Origin of the sequence: Thiocystis violascens DSM 198 (assembly GCF_000227745.2) — a bacterium.
Lineage (GTDB): Bacteria > Pseudomonadota > Gammaproteobacteria > Chromatiales > Chromatiaceae > Chromatium > Chromatium violascens.
Genome location: NC_018012.1, coordinates 534,346 through 552,925, shown reverse-complemented (window position 1 = coordinate 552,925; position 18,580 = coordinate 534,346). Strand labels below are relative to the sequence as shown.

Annotated in this window: 14 protein-coding genes and 1 tRNA gene; 7 read left to right on the top strand and 8 right to left on the bottom strand. The window is 63.2% G+C overall.

Going from position 1 to position 18,580, the window contains the following annotated elements:
• Window positions 1-12: 12 nt before the first annotated feature.
• From THIVI_RS02560 to THIVI_RS02545, 4 genes are all read right to left on the bottom strand, one after another.
• Complete coding sequence (locus tag THIVI_RS02560) at window positions 13-1,833, bottom strand: ABC transporter transmembrane domain-containing protein (protein ID WP_014777085.1); 1,821 nt, start codon at window positions 1,831-1,833, stop codon at window positions 13-15.
• Between the two features lie 4 nt (window positions 1,834-1,837).
• On the bottom strand, window positions 1,838-2,755 hold the full coding sequence (locus THIVI_RS02555) for an NAD(P)H-binding protein (protein WP_014777084.1): 918 nt from the start codon (window positions 2,753-2,755) through the stop codon (window positions 1,838-1,840).
• A gap of 201 nt (window positions 2,756-2,956) precedes the next feature.
• The gene (locus tag THIVI_RS02550; RefSeq protein WP_014777083.1) at window positions 2,957-3,316 is read right to left on the bottom strand and encodes an HPF/RaiA family ribosome-associated protein; all 360 of its coding nucleotides are present in this window, start codon (window positions 3,314-3,316) and stop codon (window positions 2,957-2,959) included.
• Window positions 3,317-3,527: 211 nt separating this feature from the next.
• Complete coding sequence (locus THIVI_RS02545; RefSeq protein ID WP_014777082.1) at window positions 3,528-4,082, bottom strand: hypothetical protein; 555 nt, start codon at window positions 4,080-4,082, stop codon at window positions 3,528-3,530.
• A 123-nt stretch (window positions 4,083-4,205) separates the two neighbouring features.
• Here THIVI_RS02545 and THIVI_RS22475 point away from each other — a divergent pair, with 123 nt between their 5' ends.
• The gene (locus tag THIVI_RS22475; RefSeq protein ID WP_157174342.1) at window positions 4,206-5,168 is read left to right on the top strand and encodes a tetratricopeptide repeat protein; all 963 of its coding nucleotides are present in this window, start codon (window positions 4,206-4,208) and stop codon (window positions 5,166-5,168) included.
• 54 nt (window positions 5,169-5,222) lie between these two features.
• Here THIVI_RS22475 and THIVI_RS02535 read toward each other — a convergent pair whose 3' ends face one another.
• The 3 genes from THIVI_RS02535 to THIVI_RS02525 all read right to left on the bottom strand — a co-directional run bounded on the left by THIVI_RS02535 (window position 5,223) and on the right by THIVI_RS02525 (window position 9,591).
• Window positions 5,223-7,205 (bottom strand): GumC family protein, encoded by a 1,983-nt coding sequence (locus THIVI_RS02535; protein ID WP_014777080.1) that lies wholly within the window; start codon window positions 7,203-7,205, stop codon window positions 5,223-5,225.
• A 109-nt stretch (window positions 7,206-7,314) separates the two neighbouring features.
• The gene (locus THIVI_RS02530; RefSeq protein ID WP_014777079.1) at window positions 7,315-8,604 is read right to left on the bottom strand and encodes a citrate synthase; all 1,290 of its coding nucleotides are present in this window, start codon (window positions 8,602-8,604) and stop codon (window positions 7,315-7,317) included.
• 3 nt (window positions 8,605-8,607) lie between these two features.
• Complete coding sequence (locus tag THIVI_RS02525) at window positions 8,608-9,591, bottom strand: aldolase catalytic domain-containing protein (RefSeq protein WP_014777078.1); 984 nt, start codon at window positions 9,589-9,591, stop codon at window positions 8,608-8,610.
• 457 nt (window positions 9,592-10,048) lie between these two features.
• Here THIVI_RS02525 and THIVI_RS02520 point away from each other — a divergent pair, with 457 nt between their 5' ends.
• Both THIVI_RS02520 and THIVI_RS02515 read left to right on the top strand, forming a co-directional pair.
• Complete coding sequence (locus THIVI_RS02520; RefSeq protein ID WP_014777077.1) at window positions 10,049-11,275, top strand: BtaA family protein; 1,227 nt, start codon at window positions 10,049-10,051, stop codon at window positions 11,273-11,275.
• Entirely contained in the window at window positions 11,272-12,003 is a 732-nt protein-coding gene (locus THIVI_RS02515) for a class I SAM-dependent methyltransferase (protein WP_014777076.1), read from the top strand. Before THIVI_RS02520 ends, THIVI_RS02515 begins: the two co-directional genes overlap by 4 nt.
• 368 nt (window positions 12,004-12,371) lie before the next feature.
• Here the strand turns inward: THIVI_RS02515 and THIVI_RS02510 are convergent.
• Window positions 12,372-12,458 (bottom strand) — tRNA-Leu (locus tag THIVI_RS02510).
• A 119-nt stretch (window positions 12,459-12,577) separates the two neighbouring features.
• On the opposite strand from THIVI_RS02510, the gene rnr reads away from it, so the two are divergent.
• The 4 genes from rnr to THIVI_RS02490 all read left to right on the top strand — a co-directional run bounded on the left by rnr (window position 12,578) and on the right by THIVI_RS02490 (window position 18,148).
• Window positions 12,578-15,019: a ribonuclease R gene (gene rnr, locus THIVI_RS02505; protein ID WP_014777075.1), complete on the top strand. Its 2,442-nt coding sequence runs from the start codon at window positions 12,578-12,580 to the stop codon at window positions 15,017-15,019.
• Between the two features lie 2 nt (window positions 15,020-15,021).
• A complete protein-coding gene (rlmB, locus tag THIVI_RS02500; protein WP_014777074.1) occupies window positions 15,022-15,762 on the top strand; it encodes a 23S rRNA (guanosine(2251)-2'-O)-methyltransferase RlmB in 741 nt (246 codons plus the stop codon).
• A gap of 24 nt (window positions 15,763-15,786) precedes the next feature.
• Complete coding sequence (locus THIVI_RS02495) at window positions 15,787-17,400, top strand: RNA-binding domain-containing protein (RefSeq protein ID WP_014777073.1); 1,614 nt, start codon at window positions 15,787-15,789, stop codon at window positions 17,398-17,400.
• Window positions 17,401-17,584: 184 nt separating this feature from the next.
• Window positions 17,585-18,148 (top strand): Spy/CpxP family protein refolding chaperone, encoded by a 564-nt coding sequence (locus tag THIVI_RS02490; protein ID WP_014777072.1) that lies wholly within the window; start codon window positions 17,585-17,587, stop codon window positions 18,146-18,148.
• The last annotated feature ends 432 nt before the right edge of the window (window positions 18,149-18,580 follow it).

Below are 18,580 nucleotides of genomic sequence, written 5' to 3'. Positions count from 1 at the left end.
CGCCAACGGAACCTAATTCGCCGCCGCCCGCAACCTCGGTCTGACGATCGCCTCGGGCTCCTGAAACTGCAGCGAGGCGAGGCGCGCATAGAGTCCGCCCTGGGACATGAGTTGCTCGTGACGGCCGGAGGCGACGATGCGTCCCTGGTCAAGCACCAAAATCCGATCGGCGTTACGCACGGTCGCCAGTCGATGGGCGATGACGATGCTGGTGCGGCCCTGCATCAGCGTTTCCAGCGCATCCTGAACCAGTCGCTCGCTTTCGGCGTCGAGCGCGCTGGTCGCCTCGTCGAGCAGCAGCAGCGTGGGATTGCGCAGGATGGTGCGCGCGATCGCAATCCGCTGACGCTCCCCGCCCGAGAGCCGCACCCCGCGTTCGCCCAGATAGGTATCGAAACCCTTAGGCAGACGATCCAGGAATTCGACCGCGTGCGCGGCCTCGGCGGCGCGGCGCACGTCGGCATCGCTGGCCGATTCCATTCCATAACGGATGTTCTCCCAGGCATCGGCCCCGAAGATGACCGGATCCTGCGGTACCAGCGAGAGACGCCCGCGCAGATCCTTGGGGTCCAGATGGCGGATGTCGACACCATCGAACCGAATGACGCCCGCCGAGGGGTCATAGAACCGCAGCAGCAGTTGAAAGAGCGTGGTCTTGCCCGCGCCCGAGGGGCCGACCAGCGCGAGCCGTTCGCCCGGCTCGACGGTCAAGGTCAGATCCGACAGAGCCGGCGTTTCGGGACGCGCCGGATAAACGAATCGCACCCCCTGGAATTCGATCTGTCCGCGCGGCGGCAGGGGCAGCGACTCCGGTTCCGCGGGCGGCAGGATCGCCGGGCGAATCTCCAGCAGTTCCATCAGACGCTCGCTGGCGCCGGCCCCCCGCAACAACTGACCGATCAGATCGCTCAGCGACCCGACCGCGCCGGCGACCACCACGGCATAAAACAGAAAGGCGGAGAGTTCGCCGCCGCTGAGCGTGCCGGCCAGCACCTGATGCCCGCCGATCCACAGCACCACGCCAATGGCGCCGAAGGTCAAGAGCGTGGCCGTACCTGACAGCACGGCGCTGGTCAGCGAGCGGCTCAGCGCGACGTTGAAGGCCGACTCGACCTGATCGCCATAGTGCCGGCGGTCGAGCGGTTCGTGACAGAAGGCCTGCACGGTGCGAATGCCGTGGATAACCTCGTCCACGTAGGCCCCGACATCGGCGATGCGATCCTGACTGGAGCGCGAGAGCTTGCGCACCCGCCGTCCCAGAAACCAGGCCGGACCGATGACCGCCGGCAGACCGATCAGCACCAATCCGGTCAGCCCCGGACTGGTCACCGCCAGCATCGCCAGACCGCCCAGCATCAAAAGGGAGGTGCGTAGCGCCATCGCCAGCGTCGAGCCCACCACCACCTGCAGCAGCGCGGTATCGCTGGTCAGGCGCGAGATCACCTCGCCCGCGCGGGTGACCTCGAAAAAGCCCACGTCCAGTTCGAGAACCCGATCGAAGACCGCCTTGCGGATATCCGCGACCACCCGCTCGCCGATCCAGTTGAGCAGATAGGAGCGCGCCATCACCGAGGCCGCCGTCAGCACCACCACGCCCAGAAACAGCAGCAGCGAGCGGTTCAGCGCCTCCGCCGACCCGGTGCCCAACCCGGAGTCCACCACCACCCGGATCACCTGTCCGAAGGCCAGCACGGAGCCGGCGGCGATCAGCAACGCCACCACGGCGGCGGCCAGATGGCGGACATAGGGTCGGGTGAAGCGCAGCAGGCGCATCAGGGATCCCAGCTTGCGGGTACCGGGCCGGTTGATCGAGTCGGAAGGTTCGTGGCGCATGGATTTAGAGATACTGTAATTGATCGACTCCAAACGGCGTGGGCGTCAGCCCCAGCCGCGCGAAACTGTCGTTCTCGGTGCAGACGTTGCCTTCCATCAGCATCTGGATCTGATCGCGCGAGATCGGGAACCAGGAATACCGATCGAAGACGCCGGCCACGGCCTGAACCGCCAGCGCCGGAGCCGGCGCCATGAGTTTGGTCTTGCCGGACGCGGCGGCGATGGTGCTCAGGATCGCCTTCCAGGTGTACCGCTGGGGACCGCACAGGCTATAGGTCTGGGACTCGGTGCGCGGCTCGGCCAGGGCAATCACGAAAGCCTTGGCCACATCCTCGACGCTGACCGGCGCCAGCTCGAATGTGCCGGCGCCGGTGGGCAGCAGGCCCTTGAAAAAGAGCGGCGCCGGCAGTGGGCTGTCGATGATGTCCTTCTTGAGCTGCGAACAGAATTCCATGCGCCCCTGAGGATCGCCGAAGATCACCGAGGGCCGGAAGATGGTCCAGCGCAGCACCGACGCCTTGAGCGCCAGTTCGGCCTGATATTTGGTGCACTGATAGGGCGTGCCGTCGGCGCGAATCCCGTTCGCGCTCATCAGCAGGAAACGCCCCACGCCGGTCGCCTGCGCGGCGGCGATGGTGTCGACCACGCCCTGGTGCTGAAGCGCCTCGAAGGTGATGCCGCGCGCGGGAAACTCGCGCAGGATGCCAATCAGATAGATCACGGCATCGGCGCCGGCGAGACAATCGGTCAAGGTCGCGGAATCCCCGACATGCCCGTGAACGATCTCGCAGTCGGCGATCCGCTCGATCTTGCCCTCGCTGCCTGGTCGCACCAGCAGCCGCGGAAGATGACCGGCGGCGATCAAATGCCGCACGAGGTGGAAGCCAACGAATCCGGTACCGCCAATCACTGCAACTTTCATGATGAACTCCTGAGCGATGACGTTAAACACGTCCGGCGCGAGATGCCTTGTGGCGGGTAGCCTGAGCCCTGGAGTCGCTCATGGCGGTCGGCGAGACGCGGTTGAAGTGATGAGAACCTCGAACATAAGGTCTGAGCAAGGTCAGTCAAGACCGTTCATCGACATCGCACGGGACGCGCAAGGAGAAATCGGGAGCGGGAATCAACGACCAGCGGCCTGAGCCGCGGGCAGGAGCGCTGGACGCACGGGGGCCAGACTCAGAATGTGTTGCCGGCGCAAGCGACGGACATTGCGGCCCGCGGCATTGAAGACCTCGCGGATCGCCTCGTTGGCGGTCTTGCGCGCGTCGCGCACCACCACCTGACGACCGGCGCCGACCTTGGCACTCAATTCGCAACGGACACGGTGCCCGTGCAGCGGGTCGAACTCTTCTTGAATGGTGACCTGGGCATCGACCTGCCCATCGGGAAACCGGGCCGCGAATTTCATTGCCTCGGATTCGATCTGACGACGGATATCGGCATCCAGTGCGAGCGTATCCCCGCCTATCTTCATGAGCATGCTTGACTTTCTCCATAAGCTCGACCGAATGCCGCGTTCTTTGCCGCGTTTCAGAGATCGAGTTGGACGGATGAGGGCGCTATCGCCTCGATGGATTGTGTCGCCGGGGTGTCTCTGGGAGCGGAAGGCGCGGTACGAGACCTGGCGCGACGGTCGAATCATGGCGGTCGATGACTCAAAAAGCAAGGCTGGAAAGCGTTTTCATGCGAAATCACTCGAACAGGTCGCGGAACGCTCTGGCGAATGTCTTATAGGCATCCCAGCCATCCCGGTCCATGACCTGATCGATCACCCAGCGGTTTTCCTGGCTGATGCCCATCAGTGCCTGGATCTCGAACCCCAGGTGACGCAGCAGCGCATAGCTGGGTCCGTCGGCGCCAAACTGAGATTCGGCATATTCGTCCGAACGCGCGTTCAGCCGGGCGATGAAGGGGCCGCCATAGTCGCCGGGTCCGAGCAGATCCTGGCTGTTGTCCTGGACATGCCCGAAGACTTTCCTGGCGAACTCGGTAACCAGGATCCGGCGATCCTCGTCGTGCAACGGACCGTGCGAAAGCCGGTCGGCGATCTGGATCAGGAACACCAGATATTCCTGAATCACCAGCAGACGCTGTTCGTCGCTCGCATAGACGAAACGTTCACAGTGCAGATTGATGGCCTTTTCCATGGCGATCCGCCAGGCAATGAACGCCAGCGCGCCGGCGATCTCCGGGAGCGACCGTTCCCGCTCCTCGTTCTGCCAATGACTTTTGATCCGTAGTGCCATACCTGACCCCTGTGTTGATCGATTGGGCTGATGCCGACCTGGCGAGTCGCCATTCAGGCGAATTTCCAGGAGTTCTCCGACCAAATTTAATCCGTTCTTGGTGAGTTTGTCGAACCATGACGGGTGACAGATGACGGGTCGGGCGATGACGATTTCTCGTTCGCCCCCAAGGCTCTCTTGAGGGTGACTGTCCGGTTATACTTAGCGGCTTCTTCTCGATTGAAAGCCGTTGACATCATTATCATGGAAATAATCATGGAAAAATGTCCAAAATGCGGAAGCTTGAAAACCAGGAAGTCAAGTTATCAACCCCGCTCCGAGCATCGGAGATGGTTTTCTTCCTGGTTCAGATGTCGTGACTGCGGGATGCGTTTTCTGTCGACGGATCAGCTTTTGATTCAGTTCTGGAGCATGGGGTCGCTTGCATTCCTTGCCATCGCGGGCGCCCTCGTTTGGGCGCTGCAATCTCAACCTGGCGCACCGCTTTCCGCGCAACCGGTCGGGGATTCTCCGCCTGACCAGACGACATCCGCGTTCGCTCCTGTTGAGACATCTCCGAGGGCCGCGGACCTCGATCCCGCAACCCGACAAGCCGCCGAGAATCGCGATCCGGATGCGCAATACCGGCTCGGACTTGCCATCCTCGAACGTCATTGGGACCGCGGCAAACCGGTGGCTCTTGACGAAGCCACCCATTGGATCCGCCAGGCCGCGGAGCAGAATCATGCGCGCGCGCAATTCCTGCTCGGCAAGCTCTATCAGAAGGGACGCGGCGTCATTCAGGACGACCAGGAGGCCGCGATCTGGTTTCGCCGGGCCGCCGAACAGGGCGATTCCCTGGCCATGTCGCACCTGGGTAAACTGATGAAGGCAGGACGTGGCTTCGAGAAAAATCTGGTGGAAGCCTATACATGGCTGAATCTCGCCTCGGCACGCGGCGATCAATCCTCTGAAAGCGACCGCGACCGGCTGCGGCATCGGCTCTCGCCGGAGCAACTCGCCGAGGCGCAGAATCGCTCGCGGGCTCTCGATCAGAGTCTGCCGCGACTTTCCGGGAACACGCACGACCCTTTTCTTGACGATTAGCGGGACGGATCGCGCTCATTGGTTGCCGGTGGCACACCATTGACAGACACGTGTTCAGGCGCTCAACACCGGGTGGAACCAGTCAACGTCACTCAGCGCAAGACGCGCGTTGGAAGACGCAAAAGACGCCAGCGCCTTGCGGATCGCCGGCGGCAAATCGCCCACGCGCTGTCGCAGTTGCGCCAGACCAACACCCTGACGGGCCAGATAGAAGACATAGCTCTGCCAGATCGCAAGCGCGGTGACGCGACGCCTGTCGTCGAGACCGGCGGCTAGCGCGGCCGCGCCAAAATGGGCATCCAGATCCTTGGGCGACCAGGGCTGTGCCCCACTCTCCAGATCCACGATCAGCGGCGTCAGACGACGCCAGGCGCCAGGCGCCAGAACGAGATCGCGTGCCTCCGCGCCAGGCACCGAGATCGAACCGGCCTTCTCGTTCAGACAACCTGGATGAAGCGACGCGAACTCCGCCGGTTTGACCCCCGATAACAGCAAAACGCAGTAGGCCGCGGTCAATGCATCGGCCGCGTTCAGGACCGATGCAATCTCGGACGAGGCGAGTTCGCGCGGCAGCCGCGACAATTCGATGACCGGCGCAGGCCGAGAATCGTCATCCGAGGGCAGCAAGTCGGTCGTCGTCGCGCCACCCTGTAACAGCTCGTTGGCGGCTGCGCTGTTTCCCAGTGGCTGGAAGCGCCCGCTCTGATCGATGCGCATCCCGAGGAATGACACGTTTTGCGGTTGCGCCCGCTCGCTCAGATAATCGAACAGCCAGGTCGCGAACAGGGCCGACGCCAACGCCGATGCCAGCGCAATGAGCAGGTCGCGGGGATAGTTCGGATGGATCGGCCGGGTTGGCGCATGCGCCCATTCCACGACCTGGATGGGTGGATATTTTTCGAGATTGCGCACCTGGATTTGGGCAAGCCGCTCCTGGTTGTCGGCGAACAGACCTTCCAGCCGCGACAGCCCCTCTTCCAAGGCCGAGAATTCCTTGAAACGCTGCGTGAAAACCTGGACGCCCCGCTGCTGCTCTTCCAGACTGCGTTCCAGTTGGTTCATGGAATCCCGCGCCTTTTCCACGTTCTGTCGTGCGTCATCCCGGGCCGTGATGCGCGCCAGTTTGACGGCCTGCTCCAGCTCCGACTCCAGGGATCGAAGTTCAGCCGGCAGATCCCGGAACGACGGATGCCGATCGATATACTCTTGGGTGTAACGCCCCCTGAGATCGTCGAGATGATCGCGCGCACGCTGCACCGCGAGCGTCAATCGCGCCAGATCCGCCTTTTGCTCCGGCGGCGCGACGGTCTCGTTTCGCGCGATGGCGCTGTCGGTCGACTTGAGCGCGGCCTTGGCGGCGATCCATTCCGCGCGCGCCTTGTTGAGCGAGTCGTTCAGTCCCTTGAGCGAGGACAGGGTGCGATTCTCCTCGCGTTCGAGACTGACGATATCGTGTCGCTCGCGGAAGGTCTGAAGCTGCGTGCGCGCCGCCTCGATTTTGCGCGCCAACTGCTCTTGTTCGTCTTCCAGTTCGGCGGTGGTGCGTTCCGTCGCCGCCGCGATCTCCTCGGCACGCAAACCTTCATAGGCGGCGGCCCAGTGGTTCACGATTCGCTGTAATCGCTCGGGCGGGCTACCCTCGGCGCGGAGTTCCAGCAGATTGGTCTCCGCCACCGGAATGACCGACAGCATGCCGCGCAGAACGTCTTGCCGCGCGAGTTCGGTCTCGCCCTCCTCCGCCAGCCGCCGGCCCACCTGGTCGAGAAGGGACTCGCCCAGCAGAAGGCGGGACTGGATGGCCACATGCTCAAGATCGGCGGCGGCACTTGGCGTATCGACCGCCTTGGGTTTGACCGTCAGCACGGAGGCCGTGGCGCGATAGATCGGTTCCCGGCTGTAGACGATGGCCAGACCGACAGCCGTGGCGAGGAGGAAAACGCCAAGAAAGACCTTCCAGCGCCGCCCTCGCGCCATCTTCGGCGAAGACTGCCCCGGCCCCTGAATCAACTCGACATTCGACCACGGGGACGTATTCATGCTTGCAACACCTCATGGACTGGAAGGACGTGGACCAGACCCTTTCCGATCAATCCCGCTCGGGTCGAGGCGGCGTTGCGACACGCTCTCGGCTAACGTCGATCCGCTGTCACGTCCGCGCATCCCGTGGCACATGATCCGTCACGCCAGGACCGACATAGAGCTGACGCGGCCGGGCAATCTTGTTGCCCAATGTCCGCGATTGTTCCCACCAATGGGCGATCCAGCCTGGTAGCCGGCCCATCGAGAACATGACGGTAAACATATTGGTCGGGATGCCCACCGCGCGCATGATGATGCCACTGTAGAAGTCGACGTTGGGATAGAGCTGGCGGTCGATGAAATAGGGATCTTCCAGAGCGATCTCTTCCAGCCGGCGCGCGATGTCGAGCAGCGGATCCTGGATCCCGAGCGTGGGCAGCAGACGCTCCGCCACGTTCGCCAGCATCCGCGCGCGCGGGTCGAAATTCTTGTAGACCCGGTGGCCGAAGCCCATCAGACGCACCTTGCTGTCTTTGTCTTTCGCCATGCGCACGTAGTCTTCCGGGCTGATGTGGCCCCGGTGGATCTGGTCGAGCATCTCCAGCACGGCGACATTGGCTCCGCCATGCAGCGGCCCCCAGAGCGCGCACACGCCCGCCGCGCAGGCGGCGAAGAGGTTGGCCTGACTGGAGCCGACCATGCGCACGGTCGAGGTCGAGCAGTTCTGCTCGTGATCGGCGTGCAGCAGCAGCACCAGATTGATGGCGTCGCGCACCACTGGCTCGCAGAAATGCTCCGCGTAAGGCTGCGAAAACATCATGTGCAGAAAATTGGGCACATACCGCAGGCCGGGATCGGGATAGATATAGGGCTGGCCGATGGAATGGCGATAGGCATAGGCCGCGATGGTGCGGATTTTGCTGATGATCCCGGCGGCGGCGACCCGAAAATGGTCTTCGTCCTCCAGATCGAAGAATTCCGGATGGAAGCAGGAAAGCGCGTTGATCATCGCCGAGAGGATGGCCATTGGCGGCGCGGAGCGCGGGAAGCCCTCGAAATGATGCTTCATGCTTTCGTCGAGATTGGCGCAAGTGGTTAGATCCGCGGCGAAATTTTGATATTCGGCGTCGTTGGGCAGATGCCCGAAGATCAGCAGCCAGGCCACCTCGACAAAATTTGGCCCCTCCTCGAACTGTTCGATGGGGATCCCGCGATAGCGCAGGATGCCCTTCTCGCCGTCGATGAAGGTGATGGCGCTCTGACAACTTCCGGTATTGCCGTAGCCGGGATCGAGCGTGACGTATCCCGTCCGCGCCCGCAGATCCTGGATATCGATGGCGCGTTCGCCTTCGGTGCCTTCGCGGATGGGAAACCGGTACTGCTTGTCGTCCAGGATCAGGGTCGCTTCATCGGACATGGCTTAGCTCTCCGACACCACTTTATCGTAGAAACCCAGGAAATCGTCCGGGGTGGAACCCTCGCGCCACTCAATGGCGGTGCGCGGATGTTGGTTGAGCTGGCCGGTGATGTTGTAGGGGATGGATGGCCCCCAATCCAGTTTTTTGCGCAGGGGCAGCAAGTGGTTCTGGATCATCTCGATGACCGGACGGACATCGAATTTGGGGTTGCGCAGGAAGCCGAGCAGGATCTCGGTGTGACAATTGCCCGCGCCGCGCCCGAAGCCGAACATGGTGGCATCGACCCGGTTGCAGCCCAGGATGATGGCCTCGATGGTGTTGGCGAAGGCCAGTTGCAGGTTGTTATGGGCGTGGATGCCGATTTCCTTGCCGGTCCCTCGGAGCGCCGCCGCATAGGTTCGGTACAGCCGGTCGACCTGCTCGCGATAGAGATACCCGAAGCTGTCGACGATCACCATGGTGGTGGCTGGCGTGGGCTCGATGGCTTCCAGGACGGTATCGATTTCCTCCTCGGTGATATTGGAGACGGCCATCAGGTTCGAGGTGGTTTCGTAGCCGAGTTCGTGCGCGTAATGGATCATATCCACCGCCTCCGAGACCTGGTGCGCATAGAAGGCGACACGGATCATCGACAGCGGACTCTCGGCGGCGGGGACCAGTTGGGTCTGCCAGTCGCTCTTGCCGGCGTCGGCCATCGCCGCGAGCTTGAGCCCGGTCTTGACCGGATCGTGATCGCCCACCACCCGGCGCAGATCCGCCTCGTCGCAATGACGCCAGGGGCCGAACTTGTCCTTGGGGAAGACCTTCGGCGAATTCTTGTAGCCGATCTCCATGTAATCGATGCCGGCCTCGACGCAGGCGCGATAGGCGGCCTTCACGAACTCGTCGCTGAATTGATGGGCGTTCACCAGTCCGCCGTCCCGGATGGTGCAGTCGAGCACCTTGAGTTCGGGTCGGAAGGTGATCCAGGGGGCCTTTTCGGACATCGGTTGTACTCCGCGCGTTCATGGGGTGGAGCGTCAGGAGACGACGACCGCGAATCGCGAATTCCGCCCGGACTTCTGCCGGAACAGGGGATGAGCGGCGCGAGACCGGGAAACGATCGTTCGGCATCCTGATGCCGGTCGATCTATTTTGATCCCAAGGGACGATCCGAGCAAACGCCGCCCGCGATTTCTCGACAATTCTCCAGCATGGCCTGACGTTCGCCGTCTCCTGAAGCCGTTCATGTCGATCCCGAAGCCGTTCGCGGCAAGGCCCTCGAACCACGAACGGCTTCACAATCCGATGCCGCGCGTTCCCATCCGCCCCGCGGTCATCCCGGCGCAATCGTTCCGTCGCAAAGCCTCAACGAAACGGTCACGCACACGCGTTATCCTGCATCGGTTTTCGCCAACCGACTTTGGTGATGGGCCGCGACGCCGCATCGCCGGGAGCCACACTTTGAACACGCCAGCGACCACGACCACAGCGACCAAGGCCACCCCGACGCTCGCCGACCGCATCGACCAAAACGTCTTCAACGCGATCTATTCGCGCGCGCTGGTTTATAACACTTGCTGGGAAGACCCGGCGGTGGACCGGATCGCGCTCAATCTGACCTCCGACGATACCCTGCTCGTCATCACCAGCGCCGGTTGCAACGTGCTCGACTATGCCCTGACCGGCCCCCGGCGCATCCACGCGGTCGACGCCAATCCGCGTCAGAACGCGCTGCTCGAACTCAAGCTCGCGGGCATCCGCCGGTTGGATCACGCGGATTTCTTCGCCGTCTTCGGCCACGGCTATCATCCCGAATTTCGCGACCTCTACCGCGACGCGCTGCGCGCCGAGCTGTCGCCCTCCGCCCTCGCCTTCTGGGATCGCCGCGCGGCCTGGTTCGGCAATCCGAACGGTAGCTTCTATTTCCATGGCCTGTCCGGGATCGTCGCGCGTCTCTTCCAGACCTATCTCAAGGCGCGTCCGCGTCTGGCCGCCAGCGTGCGGGAGCTGTTCGAGACCCGCACGCTCGACGACCAGCGCCATGTCTACGACACCCGGGTACAACCCCTGATCTGGACTCCGAGCGTCAACTGGACGCTCTCGCGCCAGCTCACCATGAGCATGCTTGGGGTGCCGCATCCGCAACGCAAGGAGGTCCAAGCCCAGCACGCGCACGGGGTCGCCGGATTCGTGCGCGAGTCGATCGAATACGTCTTCCGCCAACTGCCGCTCTCGACCAACTATTTCTGGTCGGTCTACGTGCGCGGTCGCTACAGCGAGCAGTGCTGCCCCGAATATCTCAAACCCGAGAACTTCGCTGCGCTGAAGGCGGGGCTGGTCGACCGGATCGAACTGCACACCTCGACCGTCACCGATTTCCTGCGCGGCGGCGAGGAACCCATCTCGCGCTTCGTGCTGCTCGATCACATGGACTGGATGAGTTCCTACTATCCGGAAGCGCTGGAGGAGGAATGGCTCGCCATCCTGTCGCGGGCGACCGCCAATGCCCGTGTCATCTTCCGCAGCGCCCATGCCGCTCCGACCTATCTCGACCGCATCGAACTGGGCGCGACCCGCGCGCGTCTGCGCGACCATCTGGAATTTCATCCCGAACTAGCGCGCGAACTCAGTCTGTACGATCGCGTCCACACCTACGCCGGCTTTCATATCGCCGACGTGCGCGCATGATCGCCGACGACGCCCGAGTCCTCTACCGCCTGCTGCGCGGACAACCCCGGCGCGGCTCGCACGCCGAGCGACTCCAGGCTTTCTATGGCCCGCAGGCCGGGGATTACGACCGCTTCCGCGAGCGTCTGCTCAAGGGGCGCGATGAGCTGGTCGGGCTGCTCGATCCGCCGCCGGGATCGCGGATTCTCGAACTGGGCGGCGGCACCGGACGCAACCTGATGTCGTTCGGCGCGCGGCTAGACGGCTTCGCCAGCGTCGAACTGGTCGATCTCTGTCCCGCGCTACTGGAGCAGGCGCGCAAACGCACTGCGGGCATGGCGAACGTGCGCGTGATCGAGGCCGACGCCACCACCTATCGGCCGGACATCCCGCCGGATGTCGTCTATTTTTCCTATTCGCTGACCATGATCCCCGACTGGCGCGGGGCCATCGCCAATGCGGTCGAGATGCTGCGTCCGGGCGGAATGCTCGGCGTCGTCGATTTCTATGTATCGGACGCCGCCGGCGGACCGGGCACGGTGCGTCACGACGCCGTCACACGCTGGTTCTGGCCGCGCTGGTTCGGACACGATGGCGTGCATCCGAACCCGGAACATCTAGGTCTGCTGCGGCACTTGCTCCCCGCGCATGACTTGCTGGAACGCCGTGCCCCCGTTCCCTACCTGCCCGGCTTACGGGTGCCTTACTATCTGTTCGTAGGGCGGCGTTCAGGCGCGGCGAATGGCTAGCGATCAACCACCCATTCTCTATTAAGCCGTTCGAGCCGTTCGTGGTGAGCTTGTCGAACCATGAACGGCTTAACTTGATGGGAGTAGATGCAATCCGGTGCGAACTTTTCCAAACATCGCCTGAACGATGCCGTTGCGCTGCGCTGCTGGCAGATAAGGCGAACAGAGTTACGTTCAAACCGAGAATTGCCGAACGGGAAAGCCTTCGCGGCAGGGTTTTTAAAGGGATTGGGTAAACGGCTACGACAAAACGGCGATGCCAGATGAAAACACAAAAAGCCAAGTGAGCTAACTTGAGTTAGTTACCTGGCTTTTTGGGTATTCATGGAGAATCGAAAACAGACACTGCTTTCAATACTTGAAGATGATGGTGCCGAGAAGAGGACTCGAACCTCCACAAGCTTTCGCTTACATGGACCTGAACCATGCGCGTCTACCAATTCCGCCACCTCGGCATGAGGCTTGGAGTGACATCAAGCGAGCGATGACGACACCGAGCGAGGCGCGAATATTAGTGAGACGCGCCGGGCTTGTCAACGGTACACTTGGCCTTTTTGAGAATTCACGAGATCACGTGGCAAAACGTCAGCCTTCCAGCACCGCCAGAGACGCGGATCCGCATCGCCAACGCGAGGCGAAGAAATATGCCAACCCCATCCCGAGCCGCGAGTTTATCCTCGACACGCTCACCAGCAACGGGGTGCCTCAATCCTTCGAGGAGCTGGCCACCACCCTCACCCTGACCGATGAAGAGGATCGGATCGCGCTGGAACGCCGACTCGGCGCCATGGTGCGCGATGGTCAATTGGTCCGCAACCGCAACCAGGCGTTCTGTCTGGTGAACAAGCGCGATCTGATCGCGGGACGGGTGATCGGTCATCCGGACGGGTTCGGCTTCGTGCGTCCCGACGAAGGGGGCGACGATCTCTATCTCTACGCGAAGGAGATGCGCGCGCTCTTCCACGGCGACCGGGTCGTGGTGCGGGTCAGCGGACGCGACCGGCGCGGGCGTCTGGAAGCCGCAGTGGTGGAGATCCTGGAGCGCAATACCCGTACCGTGGTCGGGCGTCTCTACAAAGAGAGCGGCGTCGGCTTCGTGATGCCGGACAAAAAGCGCCTGACCCACGACATCGTCATCCCGAGCGACCGCATGGAGGGCGCGCAGCAGGGTCAGATCGTGGTGGCCGAGATCACCGATCAGCCAACCTCGCGCACCCAGCCCATCGGGCGCATCGTGGAAGTGCTTGGCGATCACATGGGGCCGGGCATGGAGACGGACATCGCGATCCGGACCCATGATCTGCCGGTGGACTGGCCCGAGGAAGTCAAGGCGGAAGTCGCCGGGCTCACCGCCGAGGTGCCGGAGACGGCGAAGGAGGGCCGCACCGATCTGCGCAAGCTGGCGCTGGTGACCATCGATGGGGCCGATGCGCGTGATTTCGACGATGCCGTTTACTGCGAACGCAAGCCCAAGGGCTGGAAGCTGCTGGTCTGCATCGCCGACGTCTCCAGCTACGTGGTCCCTGGCACCGCGCTGGACACCGAGGCCAAATCGCGCGGCAATTCGGTCTATTTCCCGGATCGGGTCATCCCCATGCTGCCGGAGGTTCTGTCGAACGGACTCTGCTCGCTGAATCCCCAGGTGGATCGGCTGTGCATGACCGCCGAACTCTATATCAATGCGGAAGGCAAGGTCACGCGCACCCGCTTCTTCGAGGGCGTGATGCGCTCCCAGGCACGCCTGACCTACGATCAGGTCGCGGCCATGGTGGTCGATGGCGATGCCGAGCTGTGCGCGCAATACGCGGATCTGTTGCCCCGTCTGCACGAACTTTACCAGCTCTATCAGGTGCTCCACGCGGCGCGGGTCGAGCGCGGGGCCATCGACTTCGACACCACGGAAACCAAGTTCGAGTTCACCAATCAGGGCCGCATCGAAGCGGTGGTACCGCTGATCCGCAACGACGCCCACAAGCTGATCGAGGAGTGCATGCTGGCCGCCAACGTGGCCGCCGCGCGTCTGTTCGAGCGCAAGCGGATTCCAGCGCTTTATCGCATCCACGACACGCCGAGCGAGGAAAAGCTGACCGATCTGCGCGAATTCCTCGGTCAGTTGGCCCTGAAGCTGCCGGGCGGCGCGAAGCCGACCGCCGCCGATTATGCGCAGCTTCTGGAGCAGGTGAAGGAGCGTCCGGATCGTCGTCTGATTCAGACCGTGCTGCTGCGCTCCATGCAGCAGGCGATGTACAGCGCGGACAACGTCGGCCATTTCGGCCTGGCCTTCGATGCCTACACCCATTTCACCTCGCCGATCCGCCGTTATCCGGATCTGATCGTCCACCGCATTATCAAGCATCTGCTCGCGGGCGGGACGGCGGCGACCCTGGACTATTCCAAGATCGACCTGCAACAGATCGGGGAGCAGTGTTCGGGTACCGAGCGGCGCGCCGACGAGGCGACCCGCGACGCCGAGGACTGGCTCAAGTGCGAGTTCATGCAGGACAAGCTCGGCGAGCAGTTCGACGGCACCATCACCAGCGTCAATTCGTTCGGCATCTTCGTCGAGCTCGACGAGGTGCATGTGGACGGACTGGTGCATATCACCGCGCTCGACAACGACTACTATCACTTCGACCCTATCGGCCACCGGCTGCATGGCGAGCGCACCGGGATGGTCTATCGTCTGGGCGATCGGCTGCGGATTCAGGTCGCCGCGGTGAATCTGGATGATCGCAAGATCGATTTCGTGCCGGTCCCGGTCACGGGATCGGGCGGGCGCAAGTCCGCGAAGTCGGGCGGCGACACGTCTTCCGGGCACGCCGCCCCCAAGCCGACCGCCGAACAGGGCAGTCGCAAGTCCGCCGGCCAGGTCGCTCGCAAAAAAACGTCCGCTCGGGGCACGCGGAAAGTCGTCGACGAGGGTAGCCCAAAAGCGGCTGAACCGGCGGCAACCAAGAAGCCGCGCTCGCGCAACCGTCGCAAGCGCAAACCTTCCAGCTCCGCGCCTGAGTCCTGACGATGAAAGACCTCTCCCCGGTAAGCGGCATCCACAGCGTTCGCGCCGCGCTCAAGTTTGGCACCGAGGGCGTCGCCGAACTCTGGCTGGAACACACCCGACGCGATCGACGGCTGACCGAGGTGGCGGAGCTGGCCCGTCAGGCGGGCGTGAAGGTCCGACAGGTGGACCGCGACGAGTTGGACGGCGGCGCCGAGGGGGCGAACCATCAGGGCGTCCTGGCCTGGGTGCGGGTTCCGGCGGCGCGCTCGGAACAGGATCTCGCGGCACTCCTGGACGGTCTCCAGGAACCGCCCTTTCTGCTCCTGCTCGACGAGGTGCAGGATCCGCACAACCTCGGCGCCTGTCTGCGCACCGCCGAAGCGGTCGGTGTTCAGGCCGTGATCGCCCCCCGGGACAACGCCGTCGGTTTGACCCCCGTGGTCTGCAAGGTCGCCAGCGGCGCGGCCGAAACCCTGCCGTATTTTCAGGTCACCAATCTGGTCCGCGTCATGGAAGACCTCAAGGAGCGGGGGGTCTGGCTGACCGGAACCGCCGGCGAGGCCGACATCGACCTCTACGCGGCCGATCTGACCGGTCCGCTGGGGCTCGTCATGGGCAGCGAGGGCCAGGGTCTGCGACGCCTGACCCGCGAGCGCTGCGACCGGCTGGTCCGTCTGCCCATGCGCGGCCAGGTCGAGAGTCTGAATGTCTCGGTCGCCGCCGGAGTCTGTCTGTACGAGGCATTGCGGCAGCGCCGATGAGTCTGTTCCGATGAATCTGTCCCGATGAGCCATTCCTCGCTCCTGCGTCTCTCCCCCGGTCCGATTCGCTCGCGTCTGCTGCGCGATCTCATCCTGCTGATCGCCTTCACGGTCGGTCTGCTGGTGACGATCAATCTCCTGCTGATCGACGAGATCAAGCACGATCTGGCGGGCAATCGCATCGAGGCGGCCACGGTGCTGGTACAGGACGAGGTGCGCGGACTGTTGCTGCCGGTGCGCCAACAATTGCTGATCGTCCGCGACGGGATCGAGAGCGCGGGACTCGCGCCGACCGATGAGCCGGCGCTGAATCGGCATCTGATCCCAACCCTTGCGCACATTCCCCAGATTGCCGGGGCGCTCGACGCCACGGGCGATGGGGTCGAGTATTTTTTGCGCCGCGACGGGGATGGCTGGCTGACCCGGCTGCGCGCGCCGGGCGATGCGGCGCGGATCCGCATCACCCGCTGGGACGCGGCCTTGCGTCAGTTGGAGCGCCGCGAGGACGTCTCGGACCATGACCCGCGCTCCCGCCCCTGGTTCACCGAGGCGCTGGAAACGCCCGGACGAGTCATCTGGAGTCAGCCCTACGTGTTCTCCTCGCTCCGGGTACCGGGCATCACGGCGGCCATCGCTTGGTCGAATGCCGATCAGGCGCGGGTCACGGCCATGGACGTGACGCTTCAGAGCATTCTCGACGCGATCGCGAAACTCGCCATCGGCGACCAGGGACAGGGGTTTCTCTTCAGTGGCGAGGGTGGCGTCTTCATCCCGCCCGCGCCGACTGACGCCTTGAACCACGATCACCAGGCCAGCGGCTTTTTCTCGGCCCAGACACGGCTTGGCGGACCGCTTCAGTTCGACGCCGTGGCGGCCTGGAAGACCGCTGGCGCACCGCGCGACGATCTGGTGCGTTTTCACAGCGGCGGCGAGGATTGGTGGGGCGGTTTTCGCCCCTTGACCGAGGATACCGATGGCGCCTGGATCGGCGTAGTCCTGCCAGTCTCCGAGACCCTGACTATCCTGCAAAGCCGCTGGCATGTCATCGCCTTCACCGCGCTCGGCATCCTCGCCGCCAGTCTCGGTCTAGCCCTTTTGGTCGTGCGCAAATACAGCCGTCAACTGCGCGACCTGCCCAAGCTCAGTCTCGATCGGCACCGGCTGGAGCAGGATCTGCGGGAATTAATCGCCGCCGGCGAAGGGACGCATCTGGAGTTCAAATCCACCATGCGGATGAATCTCCACACCCAGACCGCGGGCAAGGAGATCGAACTCGCCTGGCTCAAGGGTGTGGCCGCCTTCCTCAATACCGAGGGCGGTATCCTGCTGATGGGGGTCGCCGACGATGGGACCGTGCTCGGAATGGCCGCCGATAAGTTCGAGAACGAGGACAAGTGTCAGCTCCATTTCAAGAACCTGCTGAACCAGCATCTGGGGCCTGAATACGCGCGTTTCGTGCGTTTCTATCTGTACGATCTCGACGGACGGCGCATCGGCGCCATCGAGTGCGAGCGCGCCGATGCACCGGCCTTTCTGCGCGACGACAAGCAGCGCGAGTTGTTCATCATCCGCAACGGTCCGTCCAACATCGAACTGTCCATCAGCCGGGCGCTCAATTACATTCGGGGCCATTATTAAACCGTGTCCGGCGTGTCGTGGGCGGTCCGGACGCAACCGAATATCCACGATCCTTGCGCATTCCCTGCACGAGCGATGCACCCTCGCCCTTTATTCTCTCTCTCGTCGGAGCCCAACCGCTCCGCCGCACTCGGGAGGCCCAAGCGCCAACCGATCCCGCAACCGAATCGAGAGGAATGACGGTATGAAAGACTCACGCATCCGCACCGGACTCACGGGCATTGCCGCCGCCACGGGCCTGCTCATCGGCGCATCGTTCATCGACCCCGCCCAAGCCAGACCGCACGAGGGCTGGGGCCTCGACCCCGCGCAAAGCATCGAGACGCGCATCGAACGCATGACCGGCCAACTCGGCCTGACCGAGACGCAACAGGCGGAGATCCGCACGATCCTGGAGGCCGAGCGCGCGCAACGCGATCTGCAACGTCAGGCGCTGCGCGAGCAGATCGACGCGGTTCTGACCGACGAACAGAAAGCCACGCGCGATGCCGCCATGCGGACGCGCCTGGACCGCCGTTTGGAACGCATGACCGAGCGGCTCGACCTTACCGACGAGCAGGTCGCCAGCATCCAGGCCATTTTCGATGAGCAACGGACCAATCCGGATCTGAACCGAAGCGACGTGCGCGAGCGGATCTCGGCTATCCTGACCGATGAGCAGCGTGCGGCCATCAATGATCGGTCGGAGCGCCATTTCGGGTCGGATCGGCGGGATTTCCGCGAACCGGCCGACCGCGACCGTCTCTGACGGCTATTTCCAAGCGCGAACCGTGGAGCCTGGATGTAGCGTAATCGCTCCACCCGAAGGCTCCATTGTCCAGATCAATAGGCCAACGAAGGTCATTTCCTGAAAAGTTCATACCCAGATTGCATCCGCTAGTGGTGACATTGCCTCCGTTCGTGGTGAGCCCTGAGCCCGTCGAAGGGTCGAACCATGAACGGAGGCAATGTCAGCCTCGGAGCGCGATTTTCCGATCATCCCATTCGACAAGCTCATGACAGGCTTCGACCCTTCGGCAAGCCTGTCCTGAGCGAAGCCGAAGGGCTCAGGGCTCAGGACGAACGGAAAATCGGTAAAGTCTTTCCCGGAAATCACCTAAACTAAGCGGACTTGGTTCAGTTGGGCGAAACCCTGGATCCTCTCGACCTTCCCGACGCGATCATTCGCGAATCCGCTCCT

Coding starts and splice junctions, on each gene's coding strand:
- THIVI_RS02560 (WP_014777085.1), bottom strand. CDS start 1,833: ATGCGCCACGAACCTTCCGACTCGATCAACCGGCCCGGTACCCGCAAG.
- THIVI_RS02555 (WP_014777084.1), bottom strand. CDS start 2,755: ATGAAAGTTGCAGTGATTGGCGGTACCGGATTCGTTGGCTTCCACCTC.
- THIVI_RS02550 (WP_014777083.1), bottom strand. CDS start 3,316: ATGCTCATGAAGATAGGCGGGGATACGCTCGCACTGGATGCCGATATC.
- THIVI_RS02545 (WP_014777082.1), bottom strand. CDS start 4,082: ATGGCACTACGGATCAAAAGTCATTGGCAGAACGAGGAGCGGGAACGG.
- THIVI_RS02535 (WP_014777080.1), bottom strand. CDS start 7,205: ATGAATACGTCCCCGTGGTCGAATGTCGAGTTGATTCAGGGGCCGGGG.
- THIVI_RS02530 (WP_014777079.1), bottom strand. CDS start 8,604: ATGTCCGATGAAGCGACCCTGATCCTGGACGACAAGCAGTACCGGTTT.
- THIVI_RS02525 (WP_014777078.1), bottom strand. CDS start 9,591: ATGTCCGAAAAGGCCCCCTGGATCACCTTCCGACCCGAACTCAAGGTG.
- THIVI_RS02515 (WP_014777076.1), top strand. CDS start 11,272: ATGATCGCCGACGACGCCCGAGTCCTCTACCGCCTGCTGCGCGGACAA.
- rlmB (WP_014777074.1), top strand. CDS start 15,022: ATGAAAGACCTCTCCCCGGTAAGCGGCATCCACAGCGTTCGCGCCGCG.
- THIVI_RS02495 (WP_014777073.1), top strand. CDS start 15,787: ATGAGCCATTCCTCGCTCCTGCGTCTCTCCCCCGGTCCGATTCGCTCG.
- THIVI_RS02490 (WP_014777072.1), top strand. CDS start 17,585: ATGAAAGACTCACGCATCCGCACCGGACTCACGGGCATTGCCGCCGCC.